Origin of the sequence: Streptomyces sp. NBC_00193, from assembly GCF_026342735.1 — a bacterium.
Taxonomy (GTDB): domain Bacteria; phylum Actinomycetota; class Actinomycetes; order Streptomycetales; family Streptomycetaceae; genus Streptomyces; species Streptomyces stoeckheimensis.
The window spans coordinates 445,390-465,765 of record NZ_JAPEMM010000002.1; the positions used below are offsets into that span (position 1 = coordinate 445,390).

Genomic DNA, 20,376 nt, shown 5'->3' on the forward strand with positions numbered 1-20,376 from the left:
GGCCGAATCCCGCCGTACCCAACCCAGTTGGCCCGTACAACCATTAGGGTGCCATTCGCACGTACGACTGGCTCACCGTTCAGACGCCGGACCGGGAGTTCGAAAAGCATGTACCTCGCGGACCGCTCCGCGCCCGAGGACGCGAAGGCCACCGCCGACGGATCCCCCGTCCGCGGACCCGCGGTCGCCTCGGCCGTCCTCGCACTGGGCTCGGTCAGCCTGATCACCGACGTCTCCTCCGAGATGGTCACCGCCGTCCTGCCGCTCTACCTCGTCGCCGGACTGGGCCTGAGCCCGCTCGGCTTCGGCGCCCTGGACGGCCTGTACAACGGGGTCAGCGCGCTGGTGCAGCTGACCGGCGGCCACCTCGCCGACCGGATCCGCAACCACAAGCTGATCGCCGGCATCGGCTACGGACTGTCCGCGGCGTGCAAGCCACTGCTGCTGCTCGCCCACAGCCTCGGCCCGGTGGCGCTGATCCTCGCGCTGGAACGGACCGGCAAGGGCCTGCGCACCGCCCCGCGCGACGCGCTCATCTCCCTGTCCACGCCGCCCGAGCTGCAGGGCCGGGCCTTCGGCGTGCACCGCGCCATGGACACCACCGGGGCCCTGCTCGGGCCGCTCGCCGCGTTCTTCATCCTGAGCGTGACGGTCGACGGGTACGACGCCGTCTTCGGTGTCAGCGCCTGCGTGGCCGCCCTGGGCGTCGTGGTCCTCATGCTGTTCGTCCCGTCCGGGGCGCAGCCGCGGCCCGGACGCCCGAAAGCGGCCGCTCCCCCGGTCCCGGCTCCGCGGAAGCCCTCCGCCCCGGGGGCCGCCTCCCCGAAGCCGGACGCGGTGAACCTGCGCGACGCGCTGGGCCTGCTGCGGCTGCCCCGGCTGCGCGCGCTGGCGGGCTGCGCCGCCCTGCTCGGTTTCACCACCGTCAGCGACGCCTTCCTGTACCTGCTGCTCCAGGACCGCACGGGGATCGGCGAGCGGTGGTTCCCGCTGCTCCCGCTGGGCACCGCGGCCGTGTTCCTGCTGCTGGCCGTCCCGGCGGGCGCCCTCGCGGACCGCATCGGACGCCGCACCGTGTTCCTCACCGGGCACGCCCTCCTGCTGGCCGGTTACGGACTGCTCCTGTGGGCCCCGGGCCTGCCCGCGCTCCCCTACCTGGTCCTCGCCCTGCACGGCATGTTCTACGCCGCCACCGACGGGGTGCTGCCCGCGGCCGTCGCCGCGACCGTCCCCGCGAAGCTGCGGGCCACCGGCATCGCGCTGGTGGGCACCGGCCAGGCCCTGTCCCGCTTCGGCTGCTCGCTGGCCTTCGGCGCCGCGTGGACGGTGCTGGGCTCGGGACCGGCGCTCGCCGCCGCCGCGGCCGGCCTGTGCTGCTGCGCGGCCGTCGCCGGTTTCGTACTCCGCCCCACGGCCCCGGACGGCGCCACCGACCGGGCCCCGCACCCCCGAGGAACCCGATGACCCGCTCCCGCCGGCTGCTCGTACTCGCCCTGGCCGTGCTGCTCCTCGGAGGCGTGGCCGGCGTGCTGGTGGTGCGCGCCGCCGCCCGCTCCGAGCAGACCCGCGCGGGCGACCCGACGGCCGCCGCGGGCAAGGTCACGCTCGACCGGCGCGGCGGCCTGGCCTTCCTCAACGGCGCGCAGGGCCCGCACCGCGGAGCCCTCGTCTCCGTACCGGACCGCTCGCCGCAGGACGCACGGACCGCCTCGGGGCTCACCTGCCTGCGGTTCCACGCCGCGGCCGGCACCGGCGTGTGCCTGAGTTCCTCCCCGGGCGCCCTGGCCCAGGACAACCGGGCGCTGATCGTCGACTCCGAACTGCGCACGCAGCGCGAGTTCCCGCTCGCGGGCACCCCCTCGCGGGCCCGGGTCTCCCCGAGCGGCCGCTTCGCCGCCTGGACGGTCTTCGTCTCCGGGGAGTCCTACGGCTCCGCGTTCTTCTCCACCCGGACCTCGATCGTGGACACCCGTACGGGGGCGCTCGAACCGGACCTGGAGAAATTCGCCATCGAGCGGGACGGCCGCCCCTACAGCGCGAGCGACATCAACTTCTGGGGCGTCACCTTCTCCAAGGACGACGACACCTTCTACGCCACCCTCAACACGGACAACCAGACGTATCTGGTGAAGGGTTCGATCGCGCGGCGCAGCGTCACCACCCTCGCCTCGAACGTGGAGTGCCCGTCCCTGTCCCCCGACGAGACCCGGGTCGCGTACAAGAAGCGGGTGCAGCGCGGTGCGTCCCTGTGGCGCGAACACGTCCTGGATCTGCGGACGTTGCGGGAGCAGCCGCTGGCGGAGAAGCGCAGCGTGGACGATCAGGCGCTCTGGCTCGACGACCGGACCCTGGCCTACGCCCTGCCCGCCGAGGGCTCCGTGGACACCACGGACCTCTGGACGGTCCCGGCGGACGGCACCGGGGCCCCCCGCGTCCTGGCTCCGGCCGCCTCGTCGCCCACCCGGCTGGGCTGATCCGTCCCGGAGGCGTACCCGGGGGGCCCGCAGAATCGTTGGGGCGGCATGGGCACTCCACACGCCGTCTCCCCGTCCCCGGCCCGGCACCGGGCACCCGACCGCGTCCCCGCCGCGTTGGCACGGGGCATTCCCCGGCAGCAGTCGGGCAGTCCCGCCCCCTCGGGCGGGGCGGTCGTCTTCGAGCAGCTCGCGCGCGAGTGGGAAGCGCGCGGGGCCACCGTTCCGGGCCGTCCCGACCCGCTGTGGGAACGGCTGATCACCTACGCGCACTTCCAGCGCGAGACGGACGCCACGCTGCGCAGCCTGCGCCTGGACGGAGCCGAATCCCCGCCGGCCCCCGCCGCGGCGGGCCCGCGCTGGACCCGGGCGTGAGTCGGGCCCGCCCCGGGCGCGAGTCGGCCTGACCCGGGCACGCCTCGGCCCGCCCCGGGCCGAGGCGGCGTGGCACGGAAAGGCCCAGAGCCCCGGTCGGCTGTGGCCGGCCGGGGCCCTGGGCTCCGTACGCGTTGTTCCTGCGGCCCCGCTACACGCCCGAGGGGGCGCCGAGCATGGCCGACGCCTTCTGGAGCGGCGTCATGGCCGCGGCGGGCGCCGGGACCGTTTCGAGCGGGCGGCAGGTGAAGCCCAGTGCCGTCAGGGCCCTGATCACCTCGGCGGCGGTGAAGTCGCGGCGGTCCTGGCGGGTGATGACGGCGCCCACCTGCTTCACGGGGTAGGAGCGGCGGCCTATGACCACGGAGTCACCGGTGATCGGTTCGGGCTTGACGCCCTTCATCGATTCGAGGACGCCGGCCTTGGTCAGGTCGAACGGAAAGCGGGCGATGACGAAGCGCATGCTGCCTCACAGGTAGAAGAGAACCGTCCGTGCCCGGTCCGGCAGGATCCGGGCGGGGCCGCAGGGGCGTGTCTTTCGGATCAGGGCGGATCAGCCCGCGTCGTCCGGTGCCGTGCGTCGCAAGGCGGAGGAGCGAGTCGACGCGGAGTGTCAGCGAGTGACGACAACGCGGCGAGGTGCGGCACCGGACGACGCGAGCCCGGTCTGATCCGAAAGATACGCCCTAAGCCGCCGTGGTGGCCGGGGACTGGCGCTGCGGCCCCCGGGCGGTGGCGGAGGTCCTGCTGCGCCGGTCCTGTGCGGGCCGGCTGCGACGGCCGCGGGAGGCGCCGCCGGCGCCGCCCCTGGGCCGCTCGGTGACGGGGGCGGTGATGACGACCGGGACGCCGGACGGCGCCTGGGCGCCGGTGATCCGGCTCAGTTCGGCCTCGCCGGAGCGGACCTGCGCGGTCTGCGGGGTGATGCCCGCGGCCTGCATGAGACGGACCATGTCGCGGCGCTGGTTGGGCAGGACCAGGGTGACGACGCTGCCGGACTCGCCGGCGCGGGCGGTACGGCCGCCGCGGTGCAGGTAGTCCTTGGGGTCGGTCGGCGGGTCGACGTTGACGACGAGGTCGAGGTTGTCGACGTGGATGCCGCGGGCCGCGACGTTCGTGGCGACCAGGACGCTGACGTGCCCCGTCTTGAACTGCGTGAGGGTCCGGGTGCGCTGGGGCTGCGACTTGCCGCCGTGCAGGGCCGCGGCGCGCACCCCGCTGCTCAGCAGGTGTTCGGTGAGCCTGTCCACGGCGTGCTTGGTGTCCAGGAACATGATCACGCGGCCCTCGCGGGCGGCGATCTCGGTCGTGGCGGCCTGCTTGTCGAAGTTCTGCACGTGCAGGACGTGGTGCTCCATCGTGGTGACCGCGCCCTGCGAGGGGTCGACGGAGTGCACGACGGGGTCGGTCAGGTAGCGGCGGACCAGCAGGTCGACGTTGCGGTCCAGGGTGGCGGAGAACAGCATCCGCTGGCCCTCGGGGCGCACCTGGTCGAGCAGCGCGGTGACCTGGGGCATGAAGCCCATGTCCGCCATCTGGTCGGCCTCGTCCAGGACCGTGATCCCGACCTGGTTCAGCCGGCAGTCACCCCGCTGGATGAGGTCCTTCAGACGGCCCGGAGTGGCGACGACCACTTCGGCACCGCCGCGCAGCGCGCCGGCCTGCCGGTGGATCGGCATGCCGCCGACGACGGTGGCGATCCTCAGCTTCACCGCACGGGCGTAGGGCGTGAGGGCCGCCGTGACCTGCTGGGCGAGCTCACGGGTGGGTACGAGGACCAGCGCGAGCGGCTGGCCCGGCTCGGCCTGCTGGCCGGCGGTACGGGCCAGCAGTGCGAGCCCGAAGGCCAGGGTCTTGCCGGAGCCGGTACGGCCGCGTCCCAGGACGTCACGGCCCGCGAGGCCGTTGGGCAGCGTGGCCGCCTGGATCGGGAACGGGGTGGTCATGCCCTCACGGGTGAGCGTGGCGAGCAGCTGCGACGGCATCGCCAGATCGGCGAAGGCCTCGACGGCGGGCAGCGCGGGGACCACGGTGACCGGCAGGGCGAACTCGCCCTGCGGTGCGGCGGGACGGCGCCCGTAGCCGCCGCCACCCGAGCGCTTGGGAGCACCGGAGCGGCTGGGGGCGGAGGAGCCGAAGCGGCTGCCGGAGCGGCTGCCGCTGCCGGAGGAACCGCCGTAGGAGCCGGAGGAGCCGCCGTACGAGCTGGAGGAGCCGCCGTAGGAGCCGTAGGAGCTGTTGGATCCACCCGTACGGGAGGACGAAGACCGGTCATTCATGCGGGTCGTGCGGTTCATGCAGAACCTTCCTCGATACGGCGCACATCGAGGAGTTCTCGGCAGCGAAAATCTGGCCGCACGAGTATTCACAAGAATGAGCCGGAGCATAAAAAGATATGGACGGAGTCGAATCGAACTTCGCTCGATCAACCGGCCATGAAAGGATTATCACCCTATGTGTCGGCAAGATGTGTGCCGCATGCGGGTGGGGAGCCGAGGAGTGCATCCATCGGCCGAACGGTGGGGCGCTGGGACAGGTTTCCCCGCCGCGCCGCGCACGCGGGCCCAGACGGCCCGCAGATCCAAAAACGCAACGAGCTGGGGCCCGCACCCAAGGTGCGGGCCCCAGCTACGCGGTTACGCGTGAACGTCAGGCGGTGACGATGTTCTCGGCGGTCGGGCCCTTCTGGCCCTGCGCGATGTCAAAGCTGACCTTCTGGCCTTCCTGAAGCTCACGGAAGCCCTGCGAGGCGATGTTCGAGTAGTGGGCGAACACGTCAGGACCGCCACCCTCCTGCTCGATGAAACCAAAGCCCTTTTCCGCGTTGAACCACTTCACGGTGCCATTTGCCATGTTTTTTTACTCCTTCGGGGCACAGCCCGGAGATCCGCACTGTGCGAATCTCAAGTCGCCGATGATTGCCCAGCCCGGAAAACGCCGGAAATACAAGAACACTCGCCCTGCTCCTGCGAAGGAGTGGGCAGAGGTGCTCGAAATTTTTGGGAACCACAACTGCAACTAAAACCACAGTAGCACGCCGGGGTCGCATCGGCGTGGAAATAAATCCGCTCGGGCTACCGTTCCGGAAATTCTCACGCGGCCGGTGTGCATTTTCCGGCCCGGCGGACCCGGATTTTCGACGGTGGTCGGAGGCCCGCCCGGGATCCCGTACAGTGATGTTCACAACGACGCGGGGTGGAGCAGCTCGGTAGCTCGCTGGGCTCATAACCCAGAGGTCGCAGGTTCAAATCCTGTCCCCGCTACGAAAGGTCCGGCCCCCTTGACGCCCAGGCGTCAAGGGGGCCGGAGCCGTTTCCGGGCCCGGTCCGCCCTACGGCGGGACCGGCTCTCGCGGCCGTCAGGCGGAGACGCCGCCGTCGATCACGAGGTCGGTACCGACCACGGAGGCGGCGTCCGGCGATGCCAGGTAGAGCACGGCCGCCGCGACCTCGGCGGTGGAGGACACCCGGCCCAGCGGCGATTCGCCCTGCATCCGGTCGGCACGGTCCGCTTCGTTCTCCCCCGGCCGGAGCGACATCGTGGTGGCGGTCGCTCCGGGGCTGACCGCGTTGATGCGGACCCCGTCGGCGATGTGGTCCAGGGCGGCGGCCCGGGTCAGGGCGGAGACGGCCGCCTTGGTGACGAGGTAGCCGGCGACCCCGGGGATGCGGGTGTGCGCGCCGAGGTTCGAGGAGATGTTGACGATCGCCCCGCCGGCGGGCTGGTCGCGCATGGCGGCGACCTCGGCCTGGAGGCTGAGCAGGACGCCGGTGACGTTGATGTCCAGCATGCTGCGCCAGTCCTCCTCCGGGAGGTCCGCGACGGGACCGACGCCCCGCAGGACGCCCGCGTTGTTGACCGCGACGTCGAGGCCGCCGAAGTGTTCCACGGTGCGGCGCACCATGGCCCGTACGTCCTCGGCGCGGGTCACGTCCGCGGTCACCGCGACGGCCCGGCCCCCCTCCTTCTCGATCAGCTCGACCGTCGCGTCGAGCGGCGCCGCGGTACGGCCGGCCACGGCCACCGCGGCCCCCTCGGCGGCGAAGGCGAGGGCGACGGCCCGGCCGATGCCGGAGCCGGCACCGGTGACGAGGACGCTCTTGCCGGTGAAACGTGCGGACATGATGGTGGTTCCCCTACTCGATTGGCTGTCGGTTGCTTGATGCGTCTGTCGGTTACTTGATGCGGGTGTTGAGGAAGGCCGCTGTGGCGAAGGCGACCGCGGTGGCGGCGAGGGAGACCGTGTCGGAGCCCAGGGAGAGCACGGCGGCGAAGACGACCGTCGGGCCGAGCTCCATCGCGGTGTTCATGACCCCGCCGGCGAGTCCCGCCTGGTGGGGCGCCACCCCGTCGGTGGCGAGGACCGCGGCCCCCGCGAAGGCGGCCGCCGCTCCGGCGGGCAGCAGGAGCAGGCCGGGGAGGAGGCCGTAGGCGTACGGGATCTGCGCGGCCAGGCCGGTGAGTGCGAGGAGCGCCAGCCCGGCCGCGGCGACCACGAGGCCTGCGGTGGTGACGCGGGGCGCCCCGTACCGGCCCACGAGGGGACCCGCCACCCGGCCAGCCACCAGGAGCGCCACCGCGAAGGGGAGGAACGCGGCCGAGGTGCGCAGCGCCGACCAGCCGAGTTCCTGCTGGAGATGGAGCGAGAGGAGGACGAAGGTCAGCGCGGTGCCGGCGGCGGTGAGGCCGATGGCGGCGAGGGCGAGACCCCGGCGGCGGTCACGGAGGAATCCGAGCGGGAGCAGGGGGTCGCGGACCCTGCGCTCGACGAGCGGGAAGGCCAGCAGGAGCGCGGCCGCGGTGACCAGGGCGATCAGGACGTTCGTCGATCCCCAGGACCGGACGTCGGTGAGGACGAAGCCGTAGCTGGCGAGGCTGATCCCGGCGGTGGCGAGCAGGGCGCCCGGCAGGTCCAGGGACCGGCCCTCCCCCTCCGGGGTAGCGGGCAGCAGCCGGGGGGCGAGGAGCAGTGCGGCGGCGGCCACGGCGACCGGGACGGCGAAGGACAGTCGCCAGCTGCTCAGGGCGGAGATGACTCCGGAGAGCAGGTTCCCGGCGGTCGCGCCGAGCACCGACAGTCCGCCCCAGGTGGCCATCGCCCGCCCGAACGCGGCGGGTTCGGGGAAGACCGCCCGCAGGACGGCCATGGCGGCCGGTGCGGTGAGCGCGGCGCCCACCCCCTGGGCGAAGCGGGCGGTGAGCAGGGTCCCGGCCCCCTGGGCGAACGGTGCGGCGAGGGAGGCCACGGCGAAGAGGAGCAGTCCGGCGGTGAGCACCCGCCGCCCGCCGAACCGGTCGGTGAGGCGGCCTCCGAAGAGCAGCAGGCCGGCGAAGCTCAGCCCGTAGGCGGCGCTGAGGAGCAGCAAGTCATCGCGGCCCAGGGTGAATTCGCGGCCGATCGCGGGCAGCGGCACGATGAGCGAGGTGAGCGCGAAGATCAGTGTCATCTGCACGGTGCCGAGCAGCGCGAAGGCCGGTCCGGGCGCCGGGCGGGCCGCTCTGGATCCGGATCCGCCTTCGGATGTGGTGAGCGTCTGCGTGGTGCGTGCGGTCTGCGTGACGGCCATGACTCCCCCTCATGATGTGAACTGGATCGTACATTCCAGAATGAAGCCTGAAAAGAACCTCCCCGAAGGGAGGCGGCAAACAGTCGTGCGGCCGGTCAGTCGAGCAGGGCCAGGGCCTGCTCCGCGGCGGCCACTACCCGGGCCGGGTCCTGCGAGGCCTTGCCCACGACGCGCATGCCCTGCATGAGCACCAGCAGCATGCTGGCGAGCGTGCGCGGATCGCGGTCCGCCGGCAGCTCCCCCTGGGCCTGGGCCCGGGTGAGCGCCGAGTGCAGCAGGGTCTCGATGTGGCTCCAGCTCGCTTCCACCTTGCGGGCCGCATCCGGGTCGTGCGCACCGAGCTCCGCGGCCGTGTTGGTCACGAAGCAGCCGTTCTGCCGCAGGTCACCGGTGCTCGACTCGGCGGCGAAGCGGCGTACCACCGTCCGTACGGCCGGCAGCGCGGGCCCCGGCTGGGACAGCTCGCGCAGCAGGCTGGGGTCGCGGTACTCGCCGTAGCGGTCCAGCGCCTTCAGGTAGAGCTCGCGCTTGTTCCCGAAGGTGGCGTACATGCTGGCTCGCCCGATGCCGAGCTCCTCCACGAGGTCCGCCATCGACGTCGCCTCGTAGCCGCGCCGCCAGAACAGCTCCAGAGCCGACTGCAGCGCGGCGTCCGGATCGAATTCCTTGGTCCTGGCCACATCCCGTACTCTACGGATACTGGAACGGTCAGTCAAGTAATCCGTGTGGTTCGTTCAGATGACCCGGGTCTCCCCCGCCGGGTGGGCGCTCAGCTCGACCACCTCGACGCACCGCCGGAGCTTGGCCTGGGCGCGCGGCGAGTCCGCTTCGGGAACCACGATCTCGCACACGGCGAGCCCGCCGCCCTCGGCGGCCCTGAAGGACAGCGCCCTGACGGAAAGGTTGTTGAGGAGCGCGGAGATGCGGGTGAGGGCGTGGCCGCCGTCCCGGACGGTGATGGTCAGCGCGTGGCAGGCGGTGCCGTCGGTGCGCACGGCGTCGTCGACGGCGGGGAGAACATCGCTGCTGGTCATGAGAGGTGGGCTCCTGTCCTGGGGCGGAGGTGCGTGGTCCCGGAAAACAAGAAGACCCCTCGCGGATGCGAGAGGTCTGCGTGCGGGCGGTGGGCTGCTGGGGTGGTCTCAGTTCAGCTCCGGGCCGGCACGCCGGCGCTAATAATCTTCTGCTGGCGCATGCCCAGGAGTCTGGCACGTCGCCGCCGACATGTGACACCGCATCTCACGATGCGGATGGCCCGTGCCGCGGCCGTCCGCGGGCAGCTCTCTCCGGCACCGCGCCCGCCCAATGGCGCACCCCGGTCGCGACCCGCCGTGGGGGGTGGTGGCCTGGGTGGGTGACCGTACGGCCGACCGGGGCCCGTGCGGCCGGGGCGAGGAGACACATCGTGGCCAAGGCCTATCTGGTGGGTGCCGGCATCGCTTCCCTGTCGGCAGCGGCGCTGCTGATCAGGGAGGGCGGGTTCGCGGGCTCGGACATCACGATCCTGGAGGCCCAGGACCGCACCGGCGGGAGCCTGGACGCCGCGGGAGACCCCGAGAACGGCTACACCATGCGCGGCGGCCGGATGTTCGAGCTGCACTTCGAGTGCACCTACGACCTGCTGCGCTCCATCCCCTCGCTGGACGCGCCGGGCACCTCGGTCACCGAGGACACCTTCGCCTTCCACGAGGACTTCGCCTGGAACGACAAGGCCCGCCTGGTCGACTCCGCCGGACTGCGGGTCGACACCCGTTCCATGGGGTTCTCCGAGCGCGACCGCCTGGACCTGGTCGCGTGCGTGGCCTCCCCCGAGTCCCGGCTCGACGGCAAGCGCATCTCCGACTGCTTCACCCCCGCGTTCTTCACCACCAACTTCTGGTACATGTGGTGCACGACCTTCGCCTTCGAGCCCTGGCACTCGGCGATCGAGTTCCGGCGCTACCTCAACCGGTTCGTGCACCTCTTCAAGACCTTCGACACCATGTCGGGCATCTACCGCACCCGCTTCAACCAGTACGACTCGATCGTGCGCCCGCTCCAGAGCTGGCTGCGGAGCAACGGCGTCGTGTTCACGATGAACACCACCGTGACCGACGTGGAGCTGGCCGACGGCGAGGGCACCACCGTCACCGCCCTCGCCTGTACGCGGGAGGGCGCGGACCTGCGGATCCCCGTCGCCGCCGAGGACCTGGTGTTCGTCACCAACGGATCGATGACCGCGAACTCGACCCTGGGCTCCACCGACACCCCCGCAGTCCTCGACACCTCCGCGCCGGACGCCTCGTGGCGCCTGTGGCAGACCCTGGCGGCCAAGCGCCCCCACCTGGGCGACCCTTCGGTGTTCGACTCCTCCGTCGCGGACTCCACCTGGGGCTCCTTCACCGTCACCACCCAGGACCCCACCTTCTTCAAGGCCATGGAGGAGTTCTCCGGCAGCGAGGCCGGCAAGGGCGGCCTGATCACCTTCAAGGACTCCGGCTGGCTGCTGACCATCGTCCTCAACCACCAGCCGCACTTCCACGAGCAGCCCGAGGACACCTACGTCTGGTGGGGGTACGCGCTGTTCCCGGACAAGGCCGGCGACCACGTGGGCAAGACGATGGCCGAGTGCACGGGCCGCGAGATCCTCACCGAGGTGCTCGGACACCTGCGCCTGGAGCAGAGCGAGCAGATCCTGGAGTCCTCGGTCGTCGTGCCGGCCCTGATGCCGTACATCACCAGCCAGTTCCTGGTGCGCAAGGCCGGCGACCGGCCCGAGGTCGTCCCGGAGGGCTCCACCAACCTGGCCTTCATCGGCCAGTACGCCGAGGTCCCCGACGACGTGGTGTTCACCGTCGAGTACTCGGTGCGCACCGCGTGGACCGCCGTGGCCCGGCTGCTGCACCTGGACCGGCAGCCGCCGCCCGTCTACAAGGGCGGCCACGATCCCAAGGTGCTCCTCGAGGCCCTGCACACGATGCACCGCCGCTGAGCCGCGGTCGGGTACCGTACGCCCCTCGACGACAGAGAGGTGCGGCCATCGTGACCCGAATCCCGGACGTGGGCGATGTGGTGGGCGATTTCTCGCTCCCCGGCGGCCGGCTCAGCGAGGACGTGTTCGTCCGCGGGCAGTACGCCCTCGGCGAGCAGCGCGGGAACCCGGTCGTTCTCGCCTTCTACCCCGGCGACAACACCCCCGTCTGCACGACGCAGTTGTGCTCCTACTCCGACGGGCTGGAGGCGCTCTCCGCGTGCGGTGCCCAGGTGTGGGGCATCAGCCCGCAGGGTGTCGACAGCCACGAGGCCTTCGCCCGGGCCCGTGGCCTGCGGATGCCGTTGCTGGCCGACACCGACCGCGAGGTGGCCCGCGCCTTCGGCATCGCGGCTCCCGTGATCGGTCTGCGCCGGGCCGTCTTCGTCATCGCTCCGGACGGCACCCTGCACTGGAAGCACGTCGGGACCCTGGGCATGAGGTTCCCCTCCGCGGACACCATCGCGGAGCAGCTCGTCGGTGTGGCCACCGGCTGACGCGCCGGGCGGAGCCGGGAGCGAGCCGATCGGCCGAACATCCCGGACGCCGGTGGAGAAGGTACTGGGCGGCCTCGGCCCAGGGGTTGGCCGAGGCCGCAGAGGCGCTGCGGGATCCGAAAGCCGGACGGGAACACCTGGCGTCACGTGAGGAGGAGAAACGTCACGTCGGGTGTCGGTTCTAGGAGGGTGTGGGGACACCTTCCTTGGCATCTTGACGGATGACCGCGCCGCCATCAGTAAACATATATACCGCCGAGTAAGCAAGGGTATGAAAATATTCATGTGTAAGGGTGGTGTGAATATGGCACCTCAGGCCCTTGCGCAGCCCTTGCCGCCAGCCCTCAGAGGAAGAAGCCGTGCTGGTCCGCGGCCTGCTCGTAGCTTTCGAGCCGGGCCTGCGTCCGCTCGGGGTCCGCGTCCGCCATCGCCTGGAGCAGCGCCGCGGACAGGACGCCCGGCGCCGCGTAGGAGTCGAAGACCAGCCGCGAACCGGTACCGGCCGTCAGCGCCACGTCGGCCTCGTCCACGAGCGGTCCCAGCGTCCGGTCCGTGATCAGCGCGATCCGCAGCCCCGCCCCGCGGGCCACCCGCAGCGCCGCAAGGGTCTCCTTGGCGTGCCGGGGCATCGCGAAGGCCAGGACCCAGCTGCCGCCCGCCGCCCGGGCCTGCAGCAGCGCGTCGGAGGCGACGCTGCCGCCACCGGTGACCAGGCGCACGTCGGGGTGGATCCGGCGGGCCGCGTACGCGAAGTACTCCGCCAGCGAGACGGAGATCCGCAGGCCGAGGACCGTCAGCGGCACCGACCGGGCCAGCTCGCGTCCGATGTCGAGCACCTGGTCGGTGTCGGCCAGCAGCTGGCGGACGGTGCGCAGGTTCTCGATCTCGGCGTCGACGGCCGCCTGCAGTTCGTTGCGCCGGGTCTGCTCGGGGCTGTCCGGGGTGCCGGCCACCGCGCTGAGCGCGATCGGCTGGAGCACGTCGCGCAGGGCCGGATAGCCGCTGAAGCCGAGGGCCGCGGCGAAACGGGTCACGGAGGGCTGGCTCACCCCGGCCCGTTCCGCGAGCTCGGTGATCGAGAGGAACGCCGCCTCGGTGAGGTGGTCGACGAGGTACTGGGCGATCCGGCGCTGCCCCGGCGAAAGGGGATGCCCGTCGAACAGGGCCCGGACCCGGTCGGCCGGGGCCCGCTCGTGGTCGACCGCCTGCCCGCTCGGTGTGATCGCTGCCGCCTGTGCGCGCGCCTGCTGCCCCGATGACACCGGCGGTCCTCTCTTTCGTGCCGCTCCGTGATCCCAACATAGCTCACGGCATCCGGCTGACCAGCGCGCTTCCCCCCGCAGCCGACCGCGCGCACGTCCCCGGCGCCCACGGATGCGCGGCATCGACCTTCCCTGACGGAACGTCAGCACTGCTGCACGGGCTGCCCTGTTGTGAGCCGGTGCGGGGCCCGGCCGTCGAGGAGCAGCACCACGAGGGCCCGCAGGGGCAGGCTCACCGGGACGAACGCACCACCGCCGTCGGCGGGCACGGCCCGTACGCCGTGCAGGGCCAGGCGGTCGCCGGTCCCGGCGTACTGGGCCGGGGTGAGCAGGTAGCCGCAGGGCGGGTCGGCGAGGATCTCGCCGGCGGTCGCCGGAGCGTTGTCCGCGCCGGCCAGCATGACCGGTCCCCGCGCGCTCCCCGCGGCCCGGCGGGCCGCGTCCGAGGCGGCCGCGAGGGGGCCCGTACGCGTGGCGACGTACTCGAACAGGCCGCGCAGGGCCGCACGTTGGGAGCCGACCCGACGGCGGTGGTTGAGGGACGCGTCGGCCCTCTCCGCGGCACCGGCCGCGCCCGCGGGTGCTTCGATGCGGCTTTCGATCAGCAGCGCGACCGCGTGCTTCACGCCTGCCGTGTTGCGCAGGATCCGCTCCTGGCCGTCGCCCGCGGACTGCCCGACCGGGGCGCCGGTCACGGGGTCGGTGCGGATGCCGTAGGTCCCGGTGGAGTGGCCGGCCGCGCGGGCGGCCCCGCGTACGTACGCGGAGGACAGGAGGCGGGACTCCGCGTACACCGCCGGGTCGGTGTTGGGATTGCGCGGCCAGAGGTCGAAGAGGTCCTTGTCGTAGGTCCCCGGCGTCGACCGGTACTCGTGCAGGTCGTACACGAGGTGCGGCCGGTGGTCGCGCAGCACGGCGGCCATCGCCCGCGCCTCGGGCGAGGTCAGGGCCATGTGGTCGCGGTTGATGTCGGTGCCCCCGGCGTTGGTGCGGGTACCGGCCGCCCGACCGTCCGGGTTGGCCGTCGGGACCACGAGCAGGGTGACGGTCTCCAGGAGGCGCCGGGCCGCCGCGTCCCGGGCGTGGGCGAGGTCCCGTACGGTGCTCAGGCACGCCTCGCGCCCCGCCGGTTCGTCTCCGTGCTGGCTGCACACGAGCAGAACGGTGACCGGGCCCCGCCCAAGGCTCACCAGGCGCAGCGGACGGCCCCGCACGGTCGTCCCGATGGTCCGGACGGTCGTCCGGGCGGCGGCGCGCCCGCCGTGCCGGGCGACCGCGTGGAGCAGGTCCCGCTCCTGGGACTCGGTGGTCCAGTGCGCTCCGTACGTGGCCTCGAAGCCGGTACGGGGCGCCCCTTCGGCCGCACGCACCGGGCCGGGGGCCAGGGCCGTCGCGAGCACGGCCGTCAGGGTCGCGGCGAGCGCGGACAGACCGCGCGCCGTCATCTTCTCGATCACTCCCCGGTTCTAGCGGGACCCGGACCCCGGCGGCAGGGATCGGCTCCCGAACTCACCCGGGTGGCCCGGCGAGTTCCTCCCGTACGAGACACGGCGCCTCTGCCGAACGGCACTACGGCGAGCACCCGTGCGGGTGGCGTTCGGGCGCTGCGGGCGCCGTGGGCGCGGCCCGGGCGGGCCGGACACGAGGATCACGGACACGCGGGTCACGGGAGCGCGACCCGACCGGAGGGAGATCGTGGTGGGATACGTGACGGGTCCGCCCGGTGCCACGTGCGGGGAGGCCGCGCCTTCCGGGGACGCGGCGCGGGAGGCCGGCCCGTGACCGTCACCCTCCTCGTCGCCCTCCTCGCACTGGCCGCGGGGATCGCCGCGAACCGGTTCCTGCGGCCCCGGCTGATGGGCGGTGACGACGCCGATGGCATGGGCGTGCGCGATCTCATCGGGCCCCTGATGACCCTGACGATCCTGATCCTCGCCTTCATGCTCGTCACCGCCTCCAGCTCCAACGGGCGGGCCGACGACGCCGCGCGGGCCGAGGCCCACGCACTGGACCACCTCTCGGAGGTGGCGGACTACGCTCCCCCGGCGTTGCGCCAGCGGCTGCGCGGTGACGCGGTCTGCTACGCGCGCGCCGTCGAGCACAAGGAATGGCCCGCCATGGCCGGGGGAAAGGGTTCTTCGGCCCCCAGCGTGTGGAGCAGGGACTTCCGCGCGACCTTCAAGGAACTGGGCACGGACAGTCCCACCTTCGGCATGCTGGTCGCCGCGGACGACCAGCGGTCCCTGGGCCGGCAGGCCAGGATGGCCGAATCCACTCCGACCATCCCGCCCCTGATCTACTGGTTCATGCTGCTGAACCTCGCCGTGACCGTGATCGGCCTCGGCCTGTGCCTGCCCCGCAAGGACAACAAGGGGCCGCTCAGCGCCCTGGTCGTCGTCACCGTGCTGCTGACCGCGACCCTGCTCATCATCCGGGACGTCGACCGTCCCTTCGCCGGCGTGATCGTGGTGAAACCCGTGCAGATGACGGAGGCCGGGAAGGAGTCGGTCCGGGACTTCCTGGCCGACTATCCGGCGGACCGGCTCCCGTGCGACGAGCAGGGCCTGCCCAGGCCGCCGAAGGGCGGCTCGTAGGGGCAGCCCCTCCGGGCGGCCCGGGCCGTGGACCCCGGGGCGTGGATCCCGGGCCGTCGGACCCGGGCCGTGGACCCGGGCCGTGGACCCGGGCCGTGGACCCGGGTCCGTCCGCCTACGGCTGTTCGTCCAGGCCCTCCGGCAGCCGGCCGGTATGGAGCACCCCGAGGGTCTGGGTCGCGCGCGTCAGCGCGACGTAGAGGTCGCTGGGCTCGTGGTCCGCCGGTTCCACGACGATCACCGTGTCGAACTCCAGGCCCTTGGCCTGCCGCGGTGCGAGCAGGACCACCGGGCGGGTCAGGTCGGGCTCCTCCCCCGCCCGCACGCCGGGCAGCGCGGCCGCCAGCGCCTCGTGCAGCGGGCGCGGGGCGATCACCGCGAGGCGTCCTTCGGCCGGCGCGCCCTCCCGTACCGCGTCGGCCACCGCCGCGGCCAGGTCGTCGGTCCGCGCCACCCGGGGCCGCCGCCCCGTGGAACGGACCGAGCGCGGCGGCTCGAAGCCCGGGTGGCGGGCCCGGAGCACGGCCGCCGCCAGCTCCATGATCTCGGCGGGCGTGCGGTAGTTGACCGCGAGGCGCACGAGCTCCCAGCGGTCTTCCACGTAGGGCGCCAGGATCTGCTGCCAGGACCCGCATCCGGCCTCGTCGCCGGTCTGGGCGGGGTCGCCCACCAGCGTCATGGAACGGGTCGGGCAGCGCCTCATGAGCAGGCGCCAGGCCATGGCGGACAGTTCCTGCGCCTCGTCCACGATGACGTGCCCGAAGGCCCAGGTGCGGTCGGCGGCGGCCCGTTCGGCCGCGCTGCGGTGGTCGGCCTCCTCCTGCCGCTCCGCCATCCGCTCGGCGTCGATGATGTCGTGGGCCGCGAGGAACTCGTTCTCCATGTCCTCGAACTCGTAGGAGTCCGATCCGGCCGACAGGTCCAGGACGCCCTGCGCGTACGCGACGCGTTCGAGGCGCTCGCGCTCCTCGGCGGCGCGCAGCGCGGTGTCGTCGACTCCGAGCAGTTCGGCTGCCTCGTCGAGCAGCGGGACGTCGGCCGGGGTCCAGTCCGCCGCGCCCGTCGTCGTACGCCGGATCAGCTCGGCCTCGTGCCCGGGGAGGTACGTGGGCTCGGCGAGGTAGTCGGCGATCAGCTGCCGGGGCGTGAGCGGGGGCCACAGCGTGTCGATGGCCGCGTGCACGTCGGCGCTGGTCGCGATCTCCTTGCCCAGCTGGGCGATGTCGTCGGGGCCGAGCAGGTTGGGGCCGCCGTGGGGGTCGGCGCCGAGCCGGTCGGCGAGCTGTTCGGTCAGCGCGTCGATGATCCGGAAGGCGAAGTAGGGGCGGGCCAGGTTGTGCGGCAGGCCGGTGGCGCGGGCCCGGTCGCGGGCCTCGTGGGCCATGGTCCGGTCGAGCAGCAGCGTCCCGTAGTCGTCGTGGTCGATCTCCAGGGCCGGTTCGGGCACCACGTCGGCGTCCTCGCCGCTGCCCGCGGGCACGGTCTCCGGCAGCGCCTGCCGGTCGCTCACGACGCGGGCGAGGATCCCGGCCATCTCCGCGCGCCCCTTGACGGCGGCGGCGCCGGGGCGGTCGGCGGCGGTGGCGCGCACCCCGGGGAACAGCTCGCCCGGGGTGGCGAGCAGGACCCCGGTCTCGCCGAGGGCCGGCAGGACCTGGCCGATGTAGCCGAGGAAGGCCGGGTTCGGCCCGACGATCAGCACGCCGCGCTTGGCGAGCAGCTCGCGGTGGGCGTAGAGCAGGTAGGCGGCCCGGTGCAGGGCCACGGCGGTCTTGCCGGTGCCCGGGCCGCCCTCCACCACGAGGACGCCGCGGTGGGTGGAGCGGATGATGCGGTCCTGCTCGGCCTGGATGGTCTGCACGATGTCGTGCATCCGGCCGGTCCGGGCGGCGTCGAGCGCGGAGAGCAGCACGGCGTCCGCGTCGGTCCCCTCGTGGCCGGTGCGTTCGGTGTCGGCGAGGTCGAGGATCTCGTCGTGCAGGGCGGTGACCTCGCGGCCCCGGGTGGTGATGTGGCGGCGCCGGCGCAGCCCCATGGGGGAATGGCCGGTCGCGAGATAGAACGGGCGTGCGACATCGGCCCGCCAATCGAGGACGAGAGGGGTGCGCTCCCGGTCGTCCTGCCTGATTCCAATGCGGCCGATGTGGTGGTCAGAGCCGTCGGAGAACTCCAGCCGACCGAAACACAGGCCGCTTTCGCCCGAGTTCAGGGCGGAAAGCAGACCGGACTGTTCAGCGACCACGATGTCCCGCTCCAGTCGCGCCTGGAACCCGCTGCCGGCCTCGCCGAGTGCACCCTGCACGGCACGTTCGGCCTGCTCCCGCAGGTCGTCGAGGCGTGCGTAGAGATCCGTGATGAATTGCTGTTCATTCCGGAATTCTTCGGTTGACAATTCCACTCCTGACGCGGTACGGTGTCCCCATAAGCTTCTTTCACGTCTCGGCTCCGCCTTGATGTGAAACATCAAATATACGCAGACAAACACCCCGGCCGTCAATCGGTCCGGGGTGTTTTTGCGTGTGCCCATATACGAGAGCGGCTTTTACTCGGTACGCAGCATCCGCACCCTCTGGTCGACCAGGTCGTAGCGAGCGACCGCGACGGCGAGCCGGCCGGTGGCTATCCTGCGGGCCAGGTCCGGCTCCGCCGCCAGCCGGTCCCGGGTCCGGCGCGCGTGGGCGTCGATGGTGGCGGCGACCCGGGCCTCGCCGTGCTGGCCGTGGTCGATGGAGGGCCGGATCTGCTCCGCCAGGTACTGGATGTGCGCGGGCAGCTGGGTACCCGCCTCATCGGCGTGCACCGCGGCGCCGACGGCCCCGCACGACTGGTGGGCGAGGACCAGGACCAGGGGGACGTCGAGCTCCAGGACCCCGTACGCGATGCTGCCGAGCACCGCCTCGTCCAGCACCTCCCCCGCCGCGCGCACGGTCAGCAGGTCGCCGAGCCCCTGGTCGAAGACGAGCTCCGGCGGCACCCGGGAGTCGACGCAGCCCAGCACGATCGCGAACGGGTGCTGTTCCCGCGCCACTTGGAGGCGTACGGAACGGGACTCGTGCGGGTGCTGCTGGCGGTACGCCGCCCAGCGCCGGTTGCCGGCCGCCAGGCGGCGCAGCGCCTCCTCCGGACTCCGGGGACGGGCCCCGTCCACGGCTTCGGCGGAGGCCTCGGAGGCGGAGGCCGGGAAAACGGAACCGAGTCCGAGGACGGACCCGGCGGCCGCGGTGCCGGCCAGGGCGCTGCGCAGGAGGAAGCGACGGCTGGGCGAACTGGCGGAAGGCGTCTGTGTGTTCGAAGACATTCGGGGACGTTAACCCCACACCGGCCCACCGCGGCCGCTCCCGGACGGAAATGGCGGGTTCCTCCCGGAGCCCGGCTCGATCGGGACGACGGAGTCGTACGGAACGCCTACCGGCTGCCGTGCCGACCGGCACTTTGCTACAAACCCGGCGGTACGGGTCGGCTTCCGCTTCGGCGTGGAGGGGGAGGGCGGAGGACGGAGGTCTGAGGGCGGAGGGAGCCGACGGGTGCGGCTACGGCTTGCGGGTGGCGAGGGTTGCCGGTTTGACCGCGTCGGGGCCGTAGCGGTCCCGGGCCCGGTCGGCGGCCGCCTCGACGGCGAGGGCCCGTTCGTCGGCCGGGTCGAGGCTGAGCTGGCGCCGGGCCTCGGAGGCGGGGCGCAGGGCTTCGGCACGGAGGTCGAAGGAGCGTACGCGGGCCCGCTGGAGGCCGAGGAGACCGTAGAGCTCGTAGGCGACGCCGGCGAGGGGGCCGGTGTGGTGGGTGGGTTCGGTCAGGGTGCGGGTGCGGGTGGTCGTGGTGCGGTCGGCGTAGCGGACGGTGAGGGTGAGGCCGGCGGCCACCTGCTCCTCGTCGCGGAGCCGGGCGCCGAGCCGGTGGGCGAGGTCGAGGAGGGCTCGGCGGTGCCGGTCCGTGTCGAGGCAGTCGGCCTCGAAGGGGTGGTGGGTGGTCAGGGACTTGGGGACGGGGCGGGCCTCGACCGGGCGGAGGTCCTCGCCCTGGGCGTGGGCGTGCAGGGCCCGGCCGGTGGCCGAGCCGAAGATCCTGGTCAGGGTGGGCAGGGGTGCGTCGGCGAGGTCTCCGATCGTGTGCAGCCCGTACGAGGCCAGGGTGGCGGCGGTGGCCGGGCCGACTCCGTAGAGCGCCGCGACGGGCCGGGGGCGCAGCCAGGCGGTGACCTCCCCCTCGGTGAGGACGGTGGTGGCGCCGAGGGGGGTGAGGGCGGCCGTCATCGTGGCGAGCATGCGGTTGGGTGCGATCGCACAGGTCGTCCGCACGCCGTGCAGTCCGACGGTCCGCATCCGCAGGACGGCCGCCAGGGCCTCGGCGTCGCGCTGCCAGTAGCGCAGGGCTCCGGTGATGTCGAGGTGGGCGGCGTCGGGTGGGATCGGCTGGACCCGGGGGGTGATGTCGGCCGCCATGTCGAGGAGTTGGGCGTAGAGACCGGTGGCTGTGGCCGGGCCCGGGCCGGCGCCGGCATCCGTACCGGGTTCCGTACGCGGGCCCGCGCCCGGGTCCGCGCCGGGGTCGGCCCCGTAGGGGAAGTGGAACTGGGCGTGGAGGATCTGCTGCACGGCGA

The 20,376-nt window shown here is 72.7% G+C and carries 19 protein-coding genes and 1 tRNA gene; 8 read left to right on the plus strand and 12 right to left on the minus strand.

What is annotated here, in order from left to right; genetic code table 11:
* Positions 1-108 precede the first annotated feature (108 nt).
* Genes OG898_RS30115 through OG898_RS30125 form a run of 3 tightly spaced genes read left to right on the plus strand, consistent with a single transcriptional unit; the run spans position 109 to position 2,849 of the window.
* A complete protein-coding gene (locus tag OG898_RS30115) occupies positions 109-1,464 on the plus strand; it encodes an MFS transporter (RefSeq protein WP_266961215.1) in 1,356 nt (451 codons plus the stop codon).
* Positions 1,461-2,474 (plus strand): TolB-like translocation protein, encoded by a 1,014-nt coding sequence (locus OG898_RS30120; RefSeq protein WP_266961217.1) that lies wholly within the window; start codon positions 1,461-1,463, stop codon positions 2,472-2,474. Before OG898_RS30115 ends, OG898_RS30120 begins: the two co-directional genes overlap by 4 nt.
* A gap of 48 nt (positions 2,475-2,522) precedes the next feature.
* The gene (locus tag OG898_RS30125) at positions 2,523-2,849 is read left to right on the plus strand and encodes a hypothetical protein (protein ID WP_266961219.1); all 327 of its coding nucleotides are present in this window, start codon (positions 2,523-2,525) and stop codon (positions 2,847-2,849) included.
* A gap of 151 nt (positions 2,850-3,000) precedes the next feature.
* Here the strand turns inward: OG898_RS30125 and OG898_RS30130 are convergent, their stop codons facing one another.
* From OG898_RS30130 to OG898_RS30140, 3 genes are all read right to left on the minus strand, one after another.
* Positions 3,001-3,312, minus strand: a complete 312-nt coding sequence (locus OG898_RS30130; protein WP_266961221.1) for an SCO5918 family protein — start codon at positions 3,310-3,312, stop codon at positions 3,001-3,003.
* Between the two features lie 223 nt (positions 3,313-3,535).
* Positions 3,536-5,146 carry a DEAD/DEAH box helicase gene (locus tag OG898_RS30135; RefSeq protein ID WP_266961223.1) on the minus strand — a complete coding sequence of 537 codons (1,611 nt, stop codon included), beginning with the start codon at positions 5,144-5,146 and terminating at the stop codon, positions 3,536-3,538.
* A 352-nt stretch (positions 5,147-5,498) separates the two neighbouring features.
* Positions 5,499-5,702, minus strand: a complete 204-nt coding sequence (locus OG898_RS30140; RefSeq protein WP_053678014.1) for a cold-shock protein — start codon at positions 5,700-5,702, stop codon at positions 5,499-5,501.
* Positions 5,703-6,038: 336 nt separating this feature from the next.
* Between OG898_RS30140 and OG898_RS30145 the strand changes: the two genes are divergently transcribed.
* Positions 6,039-6,112: transfer RNA gene (locus OG898_RS30145), tRNA-Met, on the plus strand.
* 95 nt (positions 6,113-6,207) lie between these two features.
* Here the strand turns inward: OG898_RS30145 and OG898_RS30150 are convergent.
* The 4 genes from OG898_RS30150 to OG898_RS30165 form a co-directional block, all read right to left on the minus strand.
* Positions 6,208-6,972: an SDR family NAD(P)-dependent oxidoreductase gene (locus OG898_RS30150; RefSeq protein WP_266961225.1), complete on the minus strand. Its 765-nt coding sequence runs from the start codon at positions 6,970-6,972 to the stop codon at positions 6,208-6,210.
* A gap of 52 nt (positions 6,973-7,024) precedes the next feature.
* Positions 7,025-8,416 (minus strand): MFS transporter, encoded by a 1,392-nt coding sequence (locus OG898_RS30155; RefSeq protein ID WP_266961227.1) that lies wholly within the window; start codon positions 8,414-8,416, stop codon positions 7,025-7,027.
* A gap of 95 nt (positions 8,417-8,511) precedes the next feature.
* Positions 8,512-9,096, minus strand: a complete 585-nt coding sequence (locus OG898_RS30160) for a TetR/AcrR family transcriptional regulator (RefSeq protein WP_250745763.1) — start codon at positions 9,094-9,096, stop codon at positions 8,512-8,514.
* A gap of 54 nt (positions 9,097-9,150) precedes the next feature.
* On the minus strand, positions 9,151-9,450 hold the full coding sequence (locus OG898_RS30165) for a hypothetical protein (protein WP_266961229.1): 300 nt from the start codon (positions 9,448-9,450) through the stop codon (positions 9,151-9,153).
* A gap of 371 nt (positions 9,451-9,821) precedes the next feature.
* Here OG898_RS30165 and OG898_RS30170 point away from each other — a divergent pair, with 371 nt between their 5' ends.
* Positions 9,822-11,387 carry an oleate hydratase gene (locus OG898_RS30170; protein WP_266961231.1) on the plus strand — a complete coding sequence of 522 codons (1,566 nt, stop codon included), beginning with the start codon at positions 9,822-9,824 and terminating at the stop codon, positions 11,385-11,387.
* 50 nt (positions 11,388-11,437) lie between these two features.
* Positions 11,438-11,923, plus strand: coding sequence for a peroxiredoxin (locus OG898_RS30175; RefSeq protein WP_250745766.1), 486 nt, complete (start codon positions 11,438-11,440; stop codon positions 11,921-11,923).
* Between the two features lie 344 nt (positions 11,924-12,267).
* Here OG898_RS30175 and OG898_RS30180 read toward each other — a convergent pair whose 3' ends face one another.
* Positions 12,268-13,185 (minus strand): MurR/RpiR family transcriptional regulator, encoded by a 918-nt coding sequence (locus OG898_RS30180; protein ID WP_250745767.1) that lies wholly within the window; start codon positions 13,183-13,185, stop codon positions 12,268-12,270.
* A 143-nt stretch (positions 13,186-13,328) separates the two neighbouring features.
* Positions 13,329-14,630, minus strand: coding sequence for a M14 family zinc carboxypeptidase (locus OG898_RS30185; RefSeq protein WP_266962655.1), 1,302 nt, complete (start codon positions 14,628-14,630; stop codon positions 13,329-13,331).
* 333 nt (positions 14,631-14,963) lie between these two features.
* Here OG898_RS30185 and OG898_RS30190 point away from each other — a divergent pair, with 333 nt between their 5' ends.
* Positions 14,964-15,779 (plus strand): hypothetical protein, encoded by an 816-nt coding sequence (locus OG898_RS30190; protein ID WP_266961234.1) that lies wholly within the window; start codon positions 14,964-14,966, stop codon positions 15,777-15,779.
* Between the two features lie 115 nt (positions 15,780-15,894).
* Here OG898_RS30190 and OG898_RS30195 read toward each other — a convergent pair whose 3' ends face one another.
* Complete coding sequence (locus tag OG898_RS30195; protein WP_266961236.1) at positions 15,895-17,814, minus strand: ATP-binding domain-containing protein; 1,920 nt, start codon at positions 17,812-17,814, stop codon at positions 15,895-15,897.
* 6 nt (positions 17,815-17,820) lie between these two features.
* On the opposite strand from OG898_RS30195, the gene OG898_RS30200 reads away from it, so the two are divergent.
* A complete protein-coding gene (locus OG898_RS30200) occupies positions 17,821-18,168 on the plus strand; it encodes a hypothetical protein (protein ID WP_250745770.1) in 348 nt (115 codons plus the stop codon).
* 153 nt (positions 18,169-18,321) lie between these two features.
* Here the strand turns inward: OG898_RS30200 and OG898_RS30205 are convergent, their stop codons facing one another.
* Positions 18,322-19,077, minus strand: a complete 756-nt coding sequence (locus tag OG898_RS30205; RefSeq protein WP_250745771.1) for a carbonic anhydrase — start codon at positions 19,075-19,077, stop codon at positions 18,322-18,324.
* A gap of 232 nt (positions 19,078-19,309) precedes the next feature.
* Positions 19,310-20,371 (minus strand): hypothetical protein, encoded by a 1,062-nt coding sequence (locus OG898_RS30210; protein WP_250745772.1) that lies wholly within the window; start codon positions 20,369-20,371, stop codon positions 19,310-19,312.
* Between the last annotated feature and the right edge of the window lie 5 nt (positions 20,372-20,376).

Excerpts from the sequence above, each read along its gene's own strand:
- OG898_RS30135 (WP_266961223.1), bottom strand. The coding sequence starts at position 5,146 with ATGAACCGCACGACCCGCATGAATGACCGGTCTTCGTCCTCCCGTACG.
- OG898_RS30115 (WP_266961215.1), top strand. The coding sequence starts at position 109 with ATGTACCTCGCGGACCGCTCCGCGCCCGAGGACGCGAAGGCCACCGCC.
- OG898_RS30130 (WP_266961221.1), bottom strand. The coding sequence starts at position 3,312 with ATGCGCTTCGTCATCGCCCGCTTTCCGTTCGACCTGACCAAGGCCGGC.
- OG898_RS30185 (WP_266962655.1), bottom strand. The coding sequence starts at position 14,630 with ATGACGGCGCGCGGTCTGTCCGCGCTCGCCGCGACCCTGACGGCCGTG.
- OG898_RS30150 (WP_266961225.1), bottom strand. The coding sequence starts at position 6,972 with ATGTCCGCACGTTTCACCGGCAAGAGCGTCCTCGTCACCGGTGCCGGC.
- OG898_RS30140 (WP_053678014.1), bottom strand. The coding sequence starts at position 5,702 with ATGGCAAATGGCACCGTGAAGTGGTTCAACGCGGAAAAGGGCTTTGGT.
- OG898_RS30120 (WP_266961217.1), top strand. The coding sequence starts at position 1,461 with ATGACCCGCTCCCGCCGGCTGCTCGTACTCGCCCTGGCCGTGCTGCTC.
- OG898_RS30205 (WP_250745771.1), bottom strand. The coding sequence starts at position 19,077 with ATGTCTTCGAACACACAGACGCCTTCCGCCAGTTCGCCCAGCCGTCGC.
- OG898_RS30195 (WP_266961236.1), bottom strand. The coding sequence starts at position 17,814 with ATGGGGCTGCGCCGGCGCCGCCACATCACCACCCGGGGCCGCGAGGTC.
- OG898_RS30155 (WP_266961227.1), bottom strand. The coding sequence starts at position 8,416 with ATGGCCGTCACGCAGACCGCACGCACCACGCAGACGCTCACCACATCC.
- OG898_RS30200 (WP_250745770.1), top strand. The coding sequence starts at position 17,821 with ATGGCCGGTCGCGAGATAGAACGGGCGTGCGACATCGGCCCGCCAATC.
- OG898_RS30125 (WP_266961219.1), top strand. The coding sequence starts at position 2,523 with ATGGGCACTCCACACGCCGTCTCCCCGTCCCCGGCCCGGCACCGGGCA.
- OG898_RS30165 (WP_266961229.1), bottom strand. The coding sequence starts at position 9,450 with ATGACCAGCAGCGATGTTCTCCCCGCCGTCGACGACGCCGTGCGCACC.